Below are 15,410 nucleotides of genomic sequence, written 5' to 3' on the forward strand. Positions count from 1 at the left end.
TCGGGGCTACACTGTCCGCATCACGACTCGACGCGCCAAGAGACCCATGCCCGATCCCGGCTTCATCCATCTGCATGTCCATTCCTCCTACTCGCTGCTGGAGGGGGCGATCTCCATCGGCAAGCTGGCGGACCTCGCCAAGGCGGACGCGCAGCCGGCCATGGCGCTCACGGACACCGGCAATCTCTTCGGCGCGCTGGAATTCTCGGAGAAGATGGCGGGCTCGGGCATCCAGCCCATCGCCGGCGTCTCGCTCGCGCTCGACCTGCCAGAGCCGGCCGGACCGCGCGGGGTGGTGCTGAAGGCAAGGAAGCCCCGCATCGTCCTGCTCTCCAAGGACGAGACCGGCTGGCGCAACCTGATGCGCCTCGTCTCGCGCGCGTACCTGGAGACGGCGAGCGAGGACGAGCCGCGCATCCTTCTCGACTGGCTGGCCGAGGCGCACCAGGGCCTGATCGCGCTCACCGGCGGTCCCTCGGGGCCGGTCGACCTCGCTCTGGCCGGAGGCCATGGGGACCTCGCCGACCAGCGCCTCGGCGCGCTCGCCGACATCTTCGGCGACCGGCTCTATGTGGAGCTGCAGCGCCACGGCACCGATGCCGAGCGCCTCGCCGAGCCACAGCTGCTCGATCTTGCCTATGCCAAGGGCCTGCCGCTGGTGGCTGCCAACGAGCCGTTCTTCGGCTCGCAGGCGGACTACGAGGCGCACGATGCGCTGGTGTGCATCGCGGAAGGCCGCCTCGTTTCCGAGGGCGACCGGCGCCGCCTGACTGCGGAGCACCGCTTCAAGACCCGCAAGGAGATGCTGGAGCTGTTCGCGGATCTGCCGGAGGCGACCGCCAACAGCGTGGAGATCGCCCGGCGCTGCGCCTTCCGGGTGAAGACCGCGAAGCCGATCCTGCCGCGCTTCACCTCCGGGGCGGGGGAGGGCGACCCGCTCGCCGAGGAGGCGGCGGAGCTGGAGCGCCAGGCCAAGGAAGGCCTCGCCCAGCGCCTCGCCAAGCACGGCCCCGCGCCGGAGCTGGAGGTGGCCGCCTACGAGGAGCGGCTCGCCTACGAGATTTCCGTCATCACCAAGATGAAGTTCCCGGGCTACTTCCTGATCGTGTCGGACTTCATCAAGTGGGCGAAGGCGCACGACATTCCGGTGGGGCCGGGCCGTGGCTCGGGCGCCGGCTCGCTGGTGGCCTATTCGCTCCAGATCACCGATCTCGACCCGCTCCGGTTCGGGCTGCTGTTCGAGCGCTTCCTGAACCCCGACCGCGTCTCCATGCCCGACTTCGACGTGGACTTCTGCCAGGAGCGCCGCGACGAGGTGATCCACTACGTCCAGCAGCGCTACGGCCGCTCCCAGGTGGCGCAGATCATCACCTTCGGCACGCTCCAGGCGCGCGGCGTGCTGCGTGACGTGGGCCGGGTGCTGGAAATGCCCTACGGGCAGGTGGACAAGCTCTGCAAGCTGGTGCCGCAGAACCCGGCCAACCCGGTCACCCTCAAGCAGGCCATCGCCGACGAGCCCCGCCTCCAGGCGGCGAAGGACCAGGAGGAGGTGGTCAAGCGCGCGTTCGACATCGCGGTGCGCCTGGAGGGGCTCAACCGCCACGCCTCCACCCACGCGGCGGGCATCGTCATCGGCGACCGTCAGCTGCATGAGCTGGTGCCGCTCTATCGCGATCCCAAGTCCGACATGCCGGTCACCCAGTACAACATGAAGTGGGTGGAGCAGGCGGGCCTGGTGAAGTTCGACTTCCTCGGCCTGAAGACGCTGACCGTGATCGAGAAGGCGGTGCAGCTGATCCGCGCCCGCGGGATCGACCTCGACATCTCGAAGATCCCGCTCGACGATCCCAAGACCTACGCCATGCTGGCCAAGGGCGAGACGGTGGGCGTGTTCCAGGTGGAAAGCGCGGGCATGCGCCGGGCGCTGGTGGACATGAAGGCCGACCGCATCGAGGACATCGTCGCCCTCGTCGCCCTCTACCGGCCCGGCCCCATGGCCAATATCCCGGTCTATTGCGACTGCAAGAACGGCAAGGCCAAGCCGGACTACATCCACTCCAAGCTCGAGCCCTATCTGAAAGAGACCTACGGCGTCATCATCTACCAGGAGCAGGTGATGCAGATCGCGCAGGCGCTCTCCGGCTACTCGCTGGGCGAGGCGGATCTCCTGCGCCGCGCCATGGGCAAGAAGATCCGCGCCGAGATGGACAAGCAGCGCTCGCGCTTCGTCTCCGGCGCGGTCGAGCGGGGCATCGAGAAGGCGCAGGCCGACACCATCTTCGACCTGCTGGCCAAGTTCGCGGACTACGGCTTCAACAAGTCCCACGCCGCCGCCTACGCGCTGGTCGCCTACCAGACCGCCTGGCTGAAGGCGAACCACGCCACCGAGTTCCTCGCCGCCTCCATGACGCTCGACAAGGGCAACACCGACAAGCTCGCGGAATTCCGCCAGGAGGCGCAGCGCCTCGGCATCGAGGTGGTGCCGCCCGACATCAACCTCTCGGCGCGCGAGTTCGGCGTGAGGGACGGCAAGATCATCTATGCCATGGCCGCCATCAAGGGCGTCGGCGAGGCGGCGGTGGAGGCCCTCGTCGCCGCGCGCGGGGATCGCCCGTTCCGCAATCTGTCCGACTTCGCTTCCCGCCTGCCGGTCAAGCTGGTGAACAAGCGCACATTGGAGAGCCTTGCCGCCGCCGGCTGCTTCGACCGGCTGGAGAAGAACCGCGCCAAGGCCTTTGCCGCCATCGACGCCATCGCCGCCCACGCCGCCCGCGAGGAGCAGGGGCGGGCCATGGGGCAGGACGACATGTTCGGCTCCGGCCCGGTCGCCGCCGAGCTGCCGCTGCCAGACGCCGCGCCCTGGATGCCGGCCGAGCGTCTGCAGAAGGAATATGATACCATCGGGTTCTTCCTCACCGGCCATCCGCTCGACGACTACGCCGAGGCGCTGAAGAAGCTGCGCGTGCGGCCCTACCAGGACTTCGCCCGCGGGGTGCGCGCCGGCGACACGTTCGGGCGGCTCGCGGCGACGGTGGTGTCGCGCCAGGAGCGGCGCACCAAGTCCGGCACCCGCATGGGCATCGTCGGCCTGTCGGACCCGTCGGGCCATTACGAGGCGGTGATCTTCTCCGAGGGCCTCGCCCAGTTGCGCGACCTGCTGGAGCCGGGCACGGCGCTGCTGCTCACGGTCGCGGCCGAGCTCCAGGGCGAGGACGTGCGCGTGCGGATCCAGAACTGCGAGCGGCTCGACGCGCTGACGGCGCGCAGCCACAAGGGCTTGCGGGTGTTCCTGCGGTCGCCCGAGCCGATCGAGGGCATCGCGCGCCGGCTCGCCGATGGCGGCAAAGGCGGCGCGGAGGCCGGTTCGGGCGTGGTGAGCCTGGTGCTGATGGTGGACGACGCCAAAGCAGAGGTCGAGGTTAGTCTTCCTGGCCGCTATCCCATCTCGCCGCAGATCGCGGGCGCCATCAAGGCTATACCCGGCGTGGTTGCCGTTGAGACAGCTGCTTGAGCAATATTGAGTTACTCAAAACTACAATTCCACACGCAGTTCGATTTGCCTGTGAGGCATATCGGCTTTAAACTTCCTAACAATCAGGGCGTTCAGGGCAAACTTAAAGTCGTATTGGTCGGCAATATCTCCTTTTGGGGTAGGTTGCGACCCGACGAGGAGTGCTCATGGCGTCTGCAAAGCGTGCCATCCTCATTCTCGGCATGCATCGGAGCGGCACCTCACTTTGCTCCAAGATCGTCCATCTCATGGGTTTCCAGGCGCCGCGCACCCTGATGGCTCCGACCGAGGCCAATCCGGAGGGGTATTGGGAATCCGAGTTGATCTACAAGCTGAACGATCGGATTCTCGAAGCTTGTGGAACTCAATGGCACAAGCGCAACTGCATGAGCGTGGATCCTCTCGCCGTCACGCGGCGGACCGGGCTCTATGAGGAACTGAAGCAACTGCTGGCCAGCGAATTCGGGGATGCGGACCGGATCGTGCTCAAGGATCCGCGCATTTCCCGCCTGGTGCCGCTCTACGAGGCGGTGCTTGCAGACGCGGGCTATCGCGCAACGCCGGTGCTGGTGGTGCGCAATCCCATGGAGGTGGCAGCCTCGCTCGCCAAGCGTGACCAGTTCACGGTCGAGCGCGCCGTGCGGCTCTGGCTGCGCTACACGCTGGATGCGGAACGGGCGACACGGGGGCGGGCGCGGGCGATCATTTCCTACGAGAATACCCTGGAGGACTGGCGCGAGGTGGTCCGCAAGGTGGCCGATGCCATGGGGGAGGCCGCCGATCCGCTGATGGCGCAGGCGGAGTGCCGCGCTGAGGAGGCTGCGCGCTCCGATCTCCGACACCATGAGCTGCCCCCGCCCGCGCCCACGTCCTGGTTCCGCTTCCTGTCGCGGCAGGCCTACATGACGACGCAGAATCTCCTACGGGAGCCGAACGACGTCGCAGCCACGCGCAGGCTCGACCGCATCGCGGTGGCGTTCGAGGTCTTCTAAAGCGCGATTCACCGAGCAAATTGATCAATTCGCTCGGTGAATCGCGCTTTCAGCTCAAGAAGAGAACGCGTCGGCCGATCAGCCTGCCTCGCAGGCTGATCGGCCGTGCTCCAGGCCGTGGCGCGGCGCTCGGCACGGGCGCCGCGATCCAGGCGCCCGCGCTGCGCCGGCGGTGTTGCGGAACCGGCATCTTGCCTCTTGGGGCGGCCTCGCCTATAAGCCCGCCCATTCCGCACGCGGACATTCGGCCCTATCGGCCATCCGGTGCCTTCGTCCCCGACGGGTCGAGGGTACGTCCGCGGAGGCTCAACCGGAGAATACCAAAGTGGCGCTTCCCGATTATTCCATGCGCCAGCTGCTTGAAGCTGGCGTGCACTTCGGCCATCAGGCCCATCGCTGGAACCCCAAGATGTCGCAGTACATCTTCGGCGTCCGCAACAACATCCACATCATCGACCTGTCGCAGACCGTGCCGGCGCTCCATCGCGCGCTCCAGGCCGTGTCCGACACGGTGGCCCAGGGCGGCCGCGTGCTGTTCGTCGGCACCAAGCGCCAGGCCCAGGAGCAGGTGGCGGACGCCGCCCGCCGCTCCGCCCAGTATTACGTGAACCACCGCTGGCTCGGCGGCATGCTCACCAACTGGAAGACCATTTCCAACTCCATCGCGCGGCTGAAGAAGCTGGAGGAGACCCTGGCGGCTCCCGAGGCGTCCTCCGGCTACACCAAGAAGGAGCGCCTGACGCTCTCGCGCGAGAAGGAGAAGCTCGACAAGGCCCTCGGCGGCATCCGCGACATGGGCGGCCTGCCGGACCTGCTGTTCGTGATCGACACGAACAAGGAGGACATCGCAGTGAAGGAGGCCCAGCGCCTCGGCATCCCGGTGGCGGCCATCCTCGACACCAACTGCGATCCGGACGGCATCGCCTATCCGGTCCCGGGCAATGACGACGCCGGCCGCGCGATCCAGCTCTATTGCGAGCTCGTGGCGCGCGCCGCCATCGACGGCATCGGCCGCGGCCACTCCGATCTCGGCATCGACGTCGGCGCCGAGGAGGCCCCGCTGGTGGAGGACCTGCCGGCCGAGACCAGCATCTGGTCCACCTTCGAGCCGCTGTCCGGCCCGCGCGGCGTCGCCGACGACCTCAAGAAGCTCACCGGCGTCAGCCCGGAGATCGAGCAGAAGCTCAACGACCTCGGCGTCTTCCATTTCTGGCAGGTCGCCGCCCTCGACGCCGCCGATGCCCACCGCATCGGCGAGGAGGTGGGGCTGCCAGGCCGCGTGGACGGTTGGGTCGCCCAGGCCAAGGAGATGTCCGCCGAGGTGGAGTGACCTCGCCGGCCGGCGGGGCGCTCGCCCCGTCGCAGAGCTGACAGAATAGTGTGACTTAAGGGCGCCCGGCGCCCACGCGGCCGGCTCGGGATCGCCTCGTGCCGGCCGTGGCGCGAGAAGAAGAGGATAGCAAGATGGCCGCGATCACTGCCGCTCTCGTCAAGGACCTGCGCGAGAAGACCGGCGCTGGCATGATGGACTGCAAGACCGCCCTGACCGAGACGGACGGCGACATCGAGGCCGCGATCGACTGGCTGCGCAAGAAGGGCCTCGCCAAGGCCGCCAAGAAGGCCGGCCGCGTCGCCGCCGAGGGTGCGGTGGCCGTCGAGTCTTCCGGCCACTATGCGGTGGCCGTCGAGGTGAATGCCGAGACCGACTTCGTCGCCCGCAATCCCGACTTCCAGGCGTTCGTCCGCGAGGTGGCCAAGGTCGGCCTCAACACCGACGGTACGCTGGAGGCCATCGCCGCCGCCAAGTTCCCGGGCGAGAGCGTGACCGTCGGCGAGCGCCTGACCGCGCTGATCGCCACCATCGGCGAGAACATGACCCTGCGCCGTTCGCAGAAGCTCACTGTCGCCCACGGCATCGTCGCCACCTACGTGCACGGCGCGGTGGTCGAGGGCCAGGGCCGCATCGGCGTGCTGGTGGCGCTCGAGTCGAAGGGCGACGTGGACAAGCTCGCCACCCTCGGCCGGCAGATCGCCATGCACGTGGCGGCGCTCAACCCGCTGGCGCTCGACGCCTCCGGCATCTCCGCGGACACCCTCGCTCGCGAGAAGGCGATCCTGCTGGAGAAGCACCAGGGCAAGCCCGCCAACGTCCAGGAGAAGATCGCCGAGAGCGGCATGAAGAGCTTCTTCAAGGAGAACACCCTCCTCGACCAGGCGTTCGTGCATGACGGCTCCAAGACGGTGGCCCAGGTGCTGAAGGAGGCCGAGGGCCAGGTCGGCGCGCCGGTGGCGCTCACCGGCTTCGTGCGCTACGCGCTCGGCGAGGGCATCGAGAAGGAAGAGACCGACTTCGCCGCCGAGGTGGCTGCGGCCGCCGGCCAGTCCTGACGGCGGGGGAGGGGGCTCCCATGGCTGCGTCCGCCGACGACTCGGACTTCCCGGAGCCGAGGACGCCGTTCGCGGCGCCCGGCCTGCCCTATCCCCGCATCCTGGTTAAGGTCTCGGGCGAGGCGCTCATGGGCGCCGAGCCGTTCGGCCTCCATCCCCCCACCGTGGCGGGCATCGCCCGCGACCTCGTGGCGGCGCGCGCGCTCGGCTGCGAGGTGGCGGTGGTGGTGGGCGGCGGCAACATCCTGCGCGGCGCGCGGGTGGCGGACGAGCATCTCGACCGCGCCACCGCCGACCACATGGGGATGCTCGCCACCGTCATGAACGGCCTTGCCTTGGAGCGGGCCATCGAGGCCGCGGGCGCCCCGGCGCGCACGCTTTCCGCCATCCCCATGCCGACCGTGTGCGAGCCCTATGCCCGCCAGCCGGCGCAGCGGCATCTGCGGCGCGGGCGGATCGTGGTGCTGACGGGCGGCACCGGCAATCCCTATTTCACCACCGACACCGGCGCCGTGCTGCGCGCTGCCGAGCTCGACTGCGACGCGGTGCTCAAGGCCACCAACGTGGACGGCGTCTATACCGCCGACCCGAAGGTCGATCCCACGGCCACCCGCTATGAGCGCCTCACCCACGACGAGGCCATCGCCCGCGATCTCAAGGTGATGGATGCGGCGGCGTTCGCCCTTGCCCGCGAGGCCGCGTTGCCGATAATCGTATTCTCCATACGCGAGACGGGGGCGATCGCGGCGGCGGCCAAGGGCGAGGGGCGGGTGACCATCGTCGCCCCCTGAGGCCCGGTCCGGTCTCCCCGATTGCATGAGAGGGCGCCGCATGACATGCCGCCGCTTGGAACGACGGGGATCGGGAGCCTTCTCCAGAGTTCGCTGAGATCACGCTTGTCTCCGGCGCGCAGGGCCTTGCCTTTTCGGGCGGAAGGCGGTGGCGGGCAGGCGATACGCGGTGCGGGCGCTTTTTTGCCGGGGCCTTCGCGCACGTCGCCCTTGCCATCGGCGGCGAGTGGCGCGAGAGGAATGCGGGCGACATGCGTGCTCCCGTCGCGGAGCGCATCTGAGCGAGGTCCCAGATCCGGGCCGGGACCCGGGGGAAGCCGGGGCGGACAGGATTGCCGGCCGTGGCCGGACGAGAACAAGAGGATTGCCGATGAGCACCGAGGGGTTCGATATGGCCGACCTGAAGCGCCGCATGCACGGCGCGGTCGGCGTGCTGCGGGACGAGCTCGGGGGGCTGCGTACCGGCCGCGCCTCGGCCAGCCTCCTGGATCCGATCACCGTCGAGGCCTATGGCGCGCGGATGCCGCTCAACCAGGTGGCGACCGTCTCGGTGCCCGAGGCGCGGCTGCTGTCGGTGCAGGTTTGGGACCGCGGCATGGTGAACGCGGTGGAAAAGGCCATCCGCGACTCGAATCTCGGCCTTAATCCCTCCACCGAGGGTCAGGTGCTGCGCCTGCGCATCCCTGAGCTCAACCAGGAGCGCCGCCAGGAACTGGTGAAGGTCGCCCACAAATATGCCGAGCAGGCTCGAGTGGCGGTGCGTCACGTGCGCCGCGACGGCATGGACCATCTGAAGAAGGTGGAAAAGGACGGTGAAATGAGTTCCGATGATATCGATCGGCTCTCCAAGGACGTCCAGAAGGCCACCGACGAGACCATCGCCGAGATCGACCAGACCTTGGCGCAGAAGGAAAAGGAAATCCTTTCCGTTTGAGGCGCCCGCTGTGAGCCCCGAGCCAGCCATGACCCTGCCTGCCGCCGCGACGGACCTCAGCGCTCCCGCGAAGCCGGGCGCGCGCGTGCCGGCGCACGTGGGCATCATCATGGATGGCAACGGCCGCTGGGCGACCTCGCGCGGACTGCCGCGGGTAGAGGGGCACCGGCGCGGCGTGGAGGCGCTGCGCCGCTGCGTGCGGGCGGCGCGCGAGATCGGCATCCGCTACCTCACCATCTACAGCTTCTCCAGCGAGAACTGGTCCCGGCCCCTGAGCGAGGTCTCCGAGCTCATGAGCCTGCTCAAGCTGTTCCTGCGCCACGATCTCGCCGAGCTTCATGCGGCGGGCGTGCGCATCAAGGTGATCGGCGAGCGGGAGAGCCTCGCGCCCGACATCCGCAACCTGCTGCACGAGGCCGAGCAGCTCACCTGCCGCAACGGCGGGCTGACGCTGGTGGTGGCCTTCAACTACGGCTCCCGGCAGGAGATCGCCGCCGCGGTGGCGCGCATTGCCGCCGATGCCGCGGCAGGACGCATCCGGCCCGAGGACGTGAGCGTCGCGATGATCTCCGAACGGCTCGATACCGCCGGCATTCCGGACCCGGACCTCATCATCCGCACCTCGGGGGAGCAGCGGCTGTCGAACTTCCTGCTGTGGCAGGCGGCCTACGCCGAGTTCGTGTTTCTGCCCATCTACTGGCCGGACTTCGACCGCGCGGCGCTCGCCGCGGCCCTCGACGAGTTCAACCGGCGCGACCGCAGGTTCGGCGGCATCACCAAGCACGCCGGCGCCTAGATGCGCCTTCCCGGAGGCCGCGATCTCGGCCAGCGCGCCCTTTCCTCCCTGGTGCTCGCGCCGGTGGTTCTGGCCGCCACGGTCTTCGGCGGCCTGCCGTTCGTGGTCCTGTGGACGCTCGCCGGCTTCGCCATCCTCATGGAATGGGCCAGCATTGCCCGGCTTGCCCGGCGCGAGGTCTGGCTCGCGCTCGCAGGCGCGGCCCTCGCGGGGGCAAGCATCCTGCTCTATCTGGGCTCCGGGCAGGCCGCGTTCAGCCTGCTCTGCCTCGGCGCCGCCGCCTCGGTCTTCGTGGTGCCGCGCCAGAGCGGGTTCGCGCTCGTGGGCGTCCTGGTGGCGGGCGCCGCCTGCCTGCCGGTGATGGCGCTGCGCAACGGCGGCGAGTTGGGGCTGGTGGCGGTGCTGTTCCTGCTCGCGGTGGTCTGGGCCACCGACATCTTCGCCTATTTCGTCGGTCGCCTGGTGGGCGGCCCGCGCCTGTGGCCGCGGGTGTCGCCGAACAAGACCTGGGCGGGGTCGGCCGGCGGGGCGCTCGCCGGGATGCTCGCCGGCGTGGGCGCCGGGCTTGCCGCCGGGCTGCCGAGCGTGCTGCCGCTTGGCATTCTCGCGCTCCTGGTGAGCATGGCGGCGCAGGGCGGAGACCTCGCCGAATCGGCGGCCAAGCGGACGTTCGGCGTGAAGGATGCCGGCCGGCTGATCCCGGGGCATGGCGGCCTGCTCGACCGGCTGGACGGTTTTGCGTCCGCGTCCCTGGTGGCGGTGGCGATCGGGCTGCTGCGGAACGCGGCCGATCCGGCGGCCGGGTTGCTCCTGTGGTAGGAAAGGCGAGTGAGGGACCGTCGCGCATGAACAGTTTCCCCCAGCGCCTGACCGTTCTGGGCGCCACCGGCTCCATCGGCCGGAGCGTCGCCAAGGTGCTCGCGACGACGCCCGGCCGGTTTGCGGTCGAGGCGGTGGCCGGGGGGCGCGACGCGAAGGCGCTGGCGGAGATCGCGCGGGCGCTGGGGGCGCGCTTCGCGGCCATCGCCGATCCGGCCGCGCACCGGGCGCTGGCCGACCATCTTTCCGGCAGCGGCATCGCCTGTGGCGCGGGGCCGGAGGCGGTGATCGAGGCCGCCCAGCGGGACGCCGACATCGTCGTGAGCGCCATCGTCGGCGTGGCCGGGCTGGCGCCCACCGTGGCGGCGTTCGGCGCCGGGCGGCGGGTCGCCCTCGCCAACAAGGAATGCCTCGTCGCGGCGGGCCACTTCTTCATGGCCGAGGCGGCGCGGCGCGGCGTCGAGCTGCTGCCCATGGACAGCGAGCACAACGCCATCTTCCAGGCGCTCGCCGCCGCCCCCGCGCGGGCGGTGGAGAAGGCGACGCTGACGGCGTCGGGCGGTCCGTTCCGACTCAGGACCAGGGAGGAGGTGGCCCGCGCCACCCCCGCCGACGCCCTGAAGCATCCCAACTGGTCCATGGGCGCCAAGATCACCATTGATTCCGCGACCTTGATGAACAAGGGCCTGGAGCTGATCGAGGCGCACCACCTGTTCGGCCTCGGGCCGGAGCGGCTCGATGCGGTGGTGCATCCCGAATCCGTGGTGCATGGCCTCGTCGCCTTCGAGGATGGCTCCGTGGTGGCCGGGCTGGCGATGCCGGACATGTGCGTGCCGATCGCCCATTGCCTCGCTTTTCCGGACCGGGTGGCGACCGATTGCCGGCGCCTCGATCTGGTCGCGCTCGGACGCCTCACCTTCGAGGCCCCGGACGGGCAGCGCTTTCCCGCGCTCGGCCTCGCGCGGGCCGCCATGGCGCAGGGCGGCCGGGCCGCCTGCGTGCTCAACGCCGCCAACGAGGTCGCCGTCGCCGCCTTCCTGAGCGGCCGGATCGGCTTTTACGGAATCACCGACGCGGTGGCCGGCACGCTCGACCGGGTGAGCGCCGGGCCGGCGCCGGGATCGGTCGAGGAGGCGCTGGCTGTGGATGCCGAGGCGCGGGCCGTCACCGCCGCGCTCTTGCCCAACTTTGCTGCGAAGGCCTCCTGAGAGGTTCTGCGGCCGGAGACGGGGCAGGGCGGGGGCCGGTTCCTCGCGGATCGGCTCGATGACCTGGGTAGGTTCGGGCGTGCGCGCGCCGCCCACGAATGCGAGGAAGCGGGTGATGGATGTGCTTTCCAGTCTCAGCGGCGCCGGCTCATCCCTCCTCGGTTACCTCATTCCTTTCCTCTTCGTCCTCACCATCGTCGTCTTCTTCCATGAGCTCGGCCATTTCCTGATGGCGCGCCGGGCGGGGGTGAGGGTGCTGACCTTCTCGCTCGGCTTCGGGCCGGAGCTCGCCGGGTTCACCGACCGCCACGGCACGCGCTGGCGCCTGGCGGCGATTCCCCTCGGCGGCTACGTGCGATTCTTCGGCGACGACGATGCCGCCTCCACCCCGGACCACCAGAAGCTCGAGCAGATGAGCGACAAGGAGAGGCGCGAAAGCTTCTTCTTCCAGCCGGTGGGCTGGCGCGCGGCCATCGTGGCGGCCGGGCCGATCGCGAACTTCCTCCTCGCCATCGTCATTTTCGCTTTCGTATTCATGTTTTTCGGCAAGCAGGTGACGCTGCCGCGCGCCGACCAGATCGCCCCCGCGAGTGCCGCCGAGCGCGCCGGCTTCAAGCCGGGAGACCTGGTGCTGACGATCGACGGCGAGCCGGTCGAGAGCTTTTCCGACATGCAGCGCATCGTCGGCGCCCAGGCCGGCCGCACGCTCACCTTCATTGTGCAGCGCGGCGATCAGGAAGTGACCCTCCAGGCCGCCCCTGAGTTGAAGGAAGTGAAAGACGCGTTCGGAAACGTGCACCGGACGGGGCTTCTCGGCATTTCGCGCCCGATCACGGCCGGCGACGTGACGGTGCGTCATTTCGGTCCGGTTGAAGCGCTCGGGATGGGGGTGCAGGAGACCTGGTTCATCGTCGAGCGCACCTTCGACTACCTCGGCGGCCTGATCGCGGGCCGGGAATCGGCGGATCAGATCGGCGGCCCGATCCGCATCGCCCAGGTCTCGGGCCAGGTGGCGACGTTCGGCATGGGCGCGCTGCTGTCCCTGGCGGCGGTGCTGTCGGTCTCGATCGGAATTCTTAACCTTTTCCCGATACCGTTGCTGGATGGGGGGCACCTCCTGTTCTATGCGTTCGAGGCGGTGCGCGGGCGCCCTCTGAGCGCCCGCACGCAGGACATCGGCTTCCGCATCGGGCTCGCCGTCGTGCTGATGCTGATGATCTTCGCGACCTGGAACGATGTCGTTCGAATCCCAATGATGTAAGGGGTTTCGCGGGAGCGGCGGGGGGTCGTGGCGTGAGCGCAACGGTCCCTCAGAAAAGCAGGCCCTGCGAGGTGGGTTCGGTTTGCACCGCAGGTAAAAGCTTGTACAAGCGGCTTCGCAGGGTGAGAATCTGCACGCACCGTCGTGCGGGTTCGAGAACAACGAAATCGTAAGGTTGCGCGCCAAATGACTGCTCCGCTCCAGGTGATGAGAAAGCTGGCCGCCGTCCTCGGAATCGCCGCGTGCATTGCGGTGGGGGCGGCCGTCGGATCCCTGGCGGGGGCGACTCAGGCAGCGGCTCAGAGCTCCAGCATCGTGGTTGAGGGCAACCGCCGGGTGGACGCGCAGACCATCCGCTCCTATTTCGGCAACGGCCCCTACACCGCCGCGAAGATCGACGAGGCCTGGAAGGCGCTCTATGCGACCGGGCTGTTCTCCGACGTCCAGATCTCCCAGGCGGGCGGCCGCATCGTCGTGCGCGTGTCCGAGAACGAGGTGATCAACAAGGTCGCGTTCGAGGGCAACACCAAGATCAAGGACGAGGTGCTCGCCGGCGAGGTGCAGTCCAAGCCCCGCGGCACGCTGTCCAAGGCCACCGTGCAGGCCGATACCCAGCGCATCATCGAGGTCTACCGGCGCTCGGGCCGCCAGGGTGTGCGCGTCAACCCGGTCACCATCGACCGCGGCAACGGTCGCGTGGACCTGGTGTTCGAGGTCACCGAAGGCGAGAAGACCGGGATCAAGGACATCAAGTTCGTCGGCAACAAGGCCTTTTCGGACTACAAGCTGAAGGACGTCATCTCGACCACCGTCACCAACTGGCTGTCCTTCCTGAAGTCCACCGACGTCTACGATCCGGACCGGGTGAACTCGGATCAGGAACTGCTGCGCCGCTTCTATCTGAAGAACGGCTATGCGGACTTCCGCATCCTGGCCGCCACCGCCGAGCAGACCCCCGATGGCTTCATCATCACCTTCACCCTCGACGAGGGCGACCAGTACAAGTTCGGCAAGGTGGACGTGGTCTCCAACATCCGCGACGTGCCGGCCCAGGCGCTGAGGAGCGCGCTGCGCGTCGCCGAGGGCCAGATCTACAACGCCGAGATGGTCGAGAAGTCGGTGGAGAACCTCACCATCGAGGCCTCCAAGAGCGGCTACGCCTTCGCCCAGGTGCGCCCGCGCGGCGACCGCGACTTCGAGAACAAGCGCATCAACATCGTGTTCGTGCTCGAAGAGGGGCCGCGGGTCTACATCGAGCGCATCGACATCCGCGGCAACACCCGCACCCGCGACTGGGTCATCCGGCGCGAGTTCGACCTCGGCGAGGGCGATGCCTACAATCGCGTCCTTGTGGACCGGGCCGAGCGGCGTCTGCGCAACCTCGGCTACTTCAAGAACGTGAAGGTCACCAACGAGCCCGGCTCGGCTCCCGACCGCGTCATCCTGGTGGTGGACGTGGAAGACCAGCCCACCGGCGAGTTCGCGGTGTCGGGCGGCTACTCGACCCAGGACGGCATCATCGGCGAGATCTCGCTGGGCGAGAAGAACTTCCTCGGCCGCGGCCAGTACGTGAAGGTCTCCGGCTCCTTCGGCCAGAACGCCCAGGGCGCGGAATTCTCCTTCACCGAGCCGTACTTCCTCGGCTACCGGCTGGCGGCGGGCATCGACCTCTACTGGAAGGAAACGCAGGCCACCAGCTACACGGCCTACGCCTCCAACATCGTCGGCGGCGGCCTGCGCTTCGGCCTGCCCATCACCGACGAGGTGACGCTGGCCCTGCGCTACAACCTGTACCAGCGCGAGCTGTCCATCTGCGACAGCTATGCCGAGGGCGGCCTGCTCTACCTGCAGTGCGCGAACGACGTCTCCTGGGCGATCCGCGATGCGGTGGCGCAGGGCTCGACCATCACCTCGGCGCTCGGCTACACGCTGTCCTTCAACGGCCTCGACAACAACCTGAACCCGACCCAGGGCCTGTACGCCGAGTTCAAGCAGGACGTGGCCGGCCTTGGCGGCGACGTGAACTTCCTGCGCACCACGGCCGACGTGCGCCACTACACGCCCTTGATCGCCGACTCGGTGCTCATCCTGCGCGCCCAGGCGGGCTATGTGACGGCGTGGGGCAACGACGACCTCGCCATCATGGACAACTTCTTCATGGGTCCGAACCTGGTGCGCGGCTTCGCGCCCTCGGGCATCGGTCCGCGTGACGTGGCGCCGTGCGCAGCGTCGAACTTCGGCACCATCCCCTACGCCAACTGCATGGAAAATGCGACCAACGCGCTGGGCGGCACCACCTATTGGGGCGTGTCGGCGGAAATCCAGTTCCCGTTCTCCTTCCTGCCCAAGGACATCGGCATGAAGGGCGCGATCTTCGCCGACGCCGGCAACCTGTTCGACTATAACGGCCCGACCACGTTCCGGAACGTTCCGAACTGGAATGGGACCAACATCTATGGCGCGCCCAACTACGTGACCTGCACCGGCGGCCCGCTCATGCCGGCCACCAAGAACGTGGCAGGCAACGTCTGCGTGGCGGACGAGGATGTGATCCGCTCCTCCATCGGCGCCAGCCTCATCTGGCAGTCGCCCTTCGGCCCGCTGCGCTTCGACTATGCGTGGGCGATCTCGAAGGCGTCCTACGATCAGGTCCAGGCGTTCCGCTTCTCCGGCGGCACCCGCTTCTGATCGCCCATCCCCCCATCGCGGG

The 15,410-nt window shown here is 68.6% G+C and carries 11 protein-coding genes; all 11 read left to right on the forward strand.

Annotation, left to right across the window (positions count from 1 at the left end; translation table 11 throughout):
• Window positions 1–46: 46 nt before the first annotated feature.
• The 11 genes from dnaE (at window position 47) to bamA (ending at window position 15,388) form a co-directional block, all read left to right on the forward strand.
• The gene (gene dnaE, locus V5F67_RS12465) at window positions 47–3,511 is read left to right on the forward strand and encodes a DNA polymerase III subunit alpha (RefSeq protein WP_394017547.1); all 3,465 of its coding nucleotides are present in this window, start codon (window positions 47–49) and stop codon (window positions 3,509–3,511) included.
• Between the two features lie 167 nt (window positions 3,512–3,678).
• Window positions 3,679–4,503: a sulfotransferase family protein gene (locus V5F67_RS12470; RefSeq protein WP_394017546.1), complete on the forward strand. Its 825-nt coding sequence runs from the start codon at window positions 3,679–3,681 to the stop codon at window positions 4,501–4,503.
• 325 nt (window positions 4,504–4,828) lie between these two features.
• Window positions 4,829–5,833 (forward strand): 30S ribosomal protein S2, encoded by a 1,005-nt coding sequence (locus V5F67_RS12475; protein WP_394017545.1) that lies wholly within the window; start codon window positions 4,829–4,831, stop codon window positions 5,831–5,833.
• A gap of 134 nt (window positions 5,834–5,967) precedes the next feature.
• On the forward strand, window positions 5,968–6,891 hold the full coding sequence (gene tsf, locus V5F67_RS12480; protein ID WP_394017544.1) for a translation elongation factor Ts: 924 nt from the start codon (window positions 5,968–5,970) through the stop codon (window positions 6,889–6,891).
• Between the two features lie 20 nt (window positions 6,892–6,911).
• Window positions 6,912–7,682 (forward strand): UMP kinase, encoded by a 771-nt coding sequence (gene pyrH / locus V5F67_RS12485; RefSeq protein WP_394017543.1) that lies wholly within the window; start codon window positions 6,912–6,914, stop codon window positions 7,680–7,682.
• A 370-nt stretch (window positions 7,683–8,052) separates the two neighbouring features.
• Window positions 8,053–8,616 carry a ribosome recycling factor gene (frr, locus tag V5F67_RS12490; protein WP_394017542.1) on the forward strand — a complete coding sequence of 188 codons (564 nt, stop codon included), beginning with the start codon at window positions 8,053–8,055 and terminating at the stop codon, window positions 8,614–8,616.
• 28 nt (window positions 8,617–8,644) lie between these two features.
• On the forward strand, window positions 8,645–9,412 hold the full coding sequence (locus tag V5F67_RS12495; protein WP_394017541.1) for an isoprenyl transferase: 768 nt from the start codon (window positions 8,645–8,647) through the stop codon (window positions 9,410–9,412).
• On the forward strand, window positions 9,413–10,231 hold the full coding sequence (locus V5F67_RS12500; protein ID WP_394017540.1) for a phosphatidate cytidylyltransferase: 819 nt from the start codon (window positions 9,413–9,415) through the stop codon (window positions 10,229–10,231).
• A 26-nt stretch (window positions 10,232–10,257) separates the two neighbouring features.
• Complete coding sequence (dxr, locus tag V5F67_RS12505; protein ID WP_394017539.1) at window positions 10,258–11,439, forward strand: 1-deoxy-D-xylulose-5-phosphate reductoisomerase; 1,182 nt, start codon at window positions 10,258–10,260, stop codon at window positions 11,437–11,439.
• A gap of 115 nt (window positions 11,440–11,554) precedes the next feature.
• Entirely contained in the window at window positions 11,555–12,700 is a 1,146-nt protein-coding gene (locus V5F67_RS12510; protein ID WP_394017538.1) for a M50 family metallopeptidase, read from the forward strand.
• Window positions 12,701–12,886: 186 nt separating this feature from the next.
• Entirely contained in the window at window positions 12,887–15,388 is a 2,502-nt protein-coding gene (gene bamA, locus V5F67_RS12515) for an outer membrane protein assembly factor BamA (RefSeq protein WP_394017537.1), read from the forward strand.
• The last annotated feature ends 22 nt before the right edge of the window (window positions 15,389–15,410 follow it).

It is taken from the genome of Xanthobacter pseudotagetidis (genome assembly GCF_043194795.2).
Taxonomy (GTDB): domain Bacteria; phylum Pseudomonadota; class Alphaproteobacteria; order Rhizobiales; family Xanthobacteraceae; genus Xanthobacter; species Xanthobacter tagetidis_A.

Excerpts from the sequence above, each read along its gene's own strand:
- dnaE (WP_394017547.1), top strand. The coding sequence starts at position 47 with ATGCCCGATCCCGGCTTCATCCATCTGCATGTCCATTCCTCCTACTCG.
- V5F67_RS12470 (WP_394017546.1), top strand. The coding sequence starts at position 3,679 with ATGGCGTCTGCAAAGCGTGCCATCCTCATTCTCGGCATGCATCGGAGC.
- tsf (WP_394017544.1), top strand. The coding sequence starts at position 5,968 with ATGGCCGCGATCACTGCCGCTCTCGTCAAGGACCTGCGCGAGAAGACC.
- pyrH (WP_394017543.1), top strand. The coding sequence starts at position 6,912 with ATGGCTGCGTCCGCCGACGACTCGGACTTCCCGGAGCCGAGGACGCCG.
- frr (WP_394017542.1), top strand. The coding sequence starts at position 8,053 with ATGAGCACCGAGGGGTTCGATATGGCCGACCTGAAGCGCCGCATGCAC.
- V5F67_RS12495 (WP_394017541.1), top strand. The coding sequence starts at position 8,645 with ATGACCCTGCCTGCCGCCGCGACGGACCTCAGCGCTCCCGCGAAGCCG.
- V5F67_RS12500 (WP_394017540.1), top strand. The coding sequence starts at position 9,413 with ATGCGCCTTCCCGGAGGCCGCGATCTCGGCCAGCGCGCCCTTTCCTCC.
- dxr (WP_394017539.1), top strand. The coding sequence starts at position 10,258 with ATGAACAGTTTCCCCCAGCGCCTGACCGTTCTGGGCGCCACCGGCTCC.
- V5F67_RS12510 (WP_394017538.1), top strand. The coding sequence starts at position 11,555 with ATGGATGTGCTTTCCAGTCTCAGCGGCGCCGGCTCATCCCTCCTCGGT.
- bamA (WP_394017537.1), top strand. The coding sequence starts at position 12,887 with ATGACTGCTCCGCTCCAGGTGATGAGAAAGCTGGCCGCCGTCCTCGGA.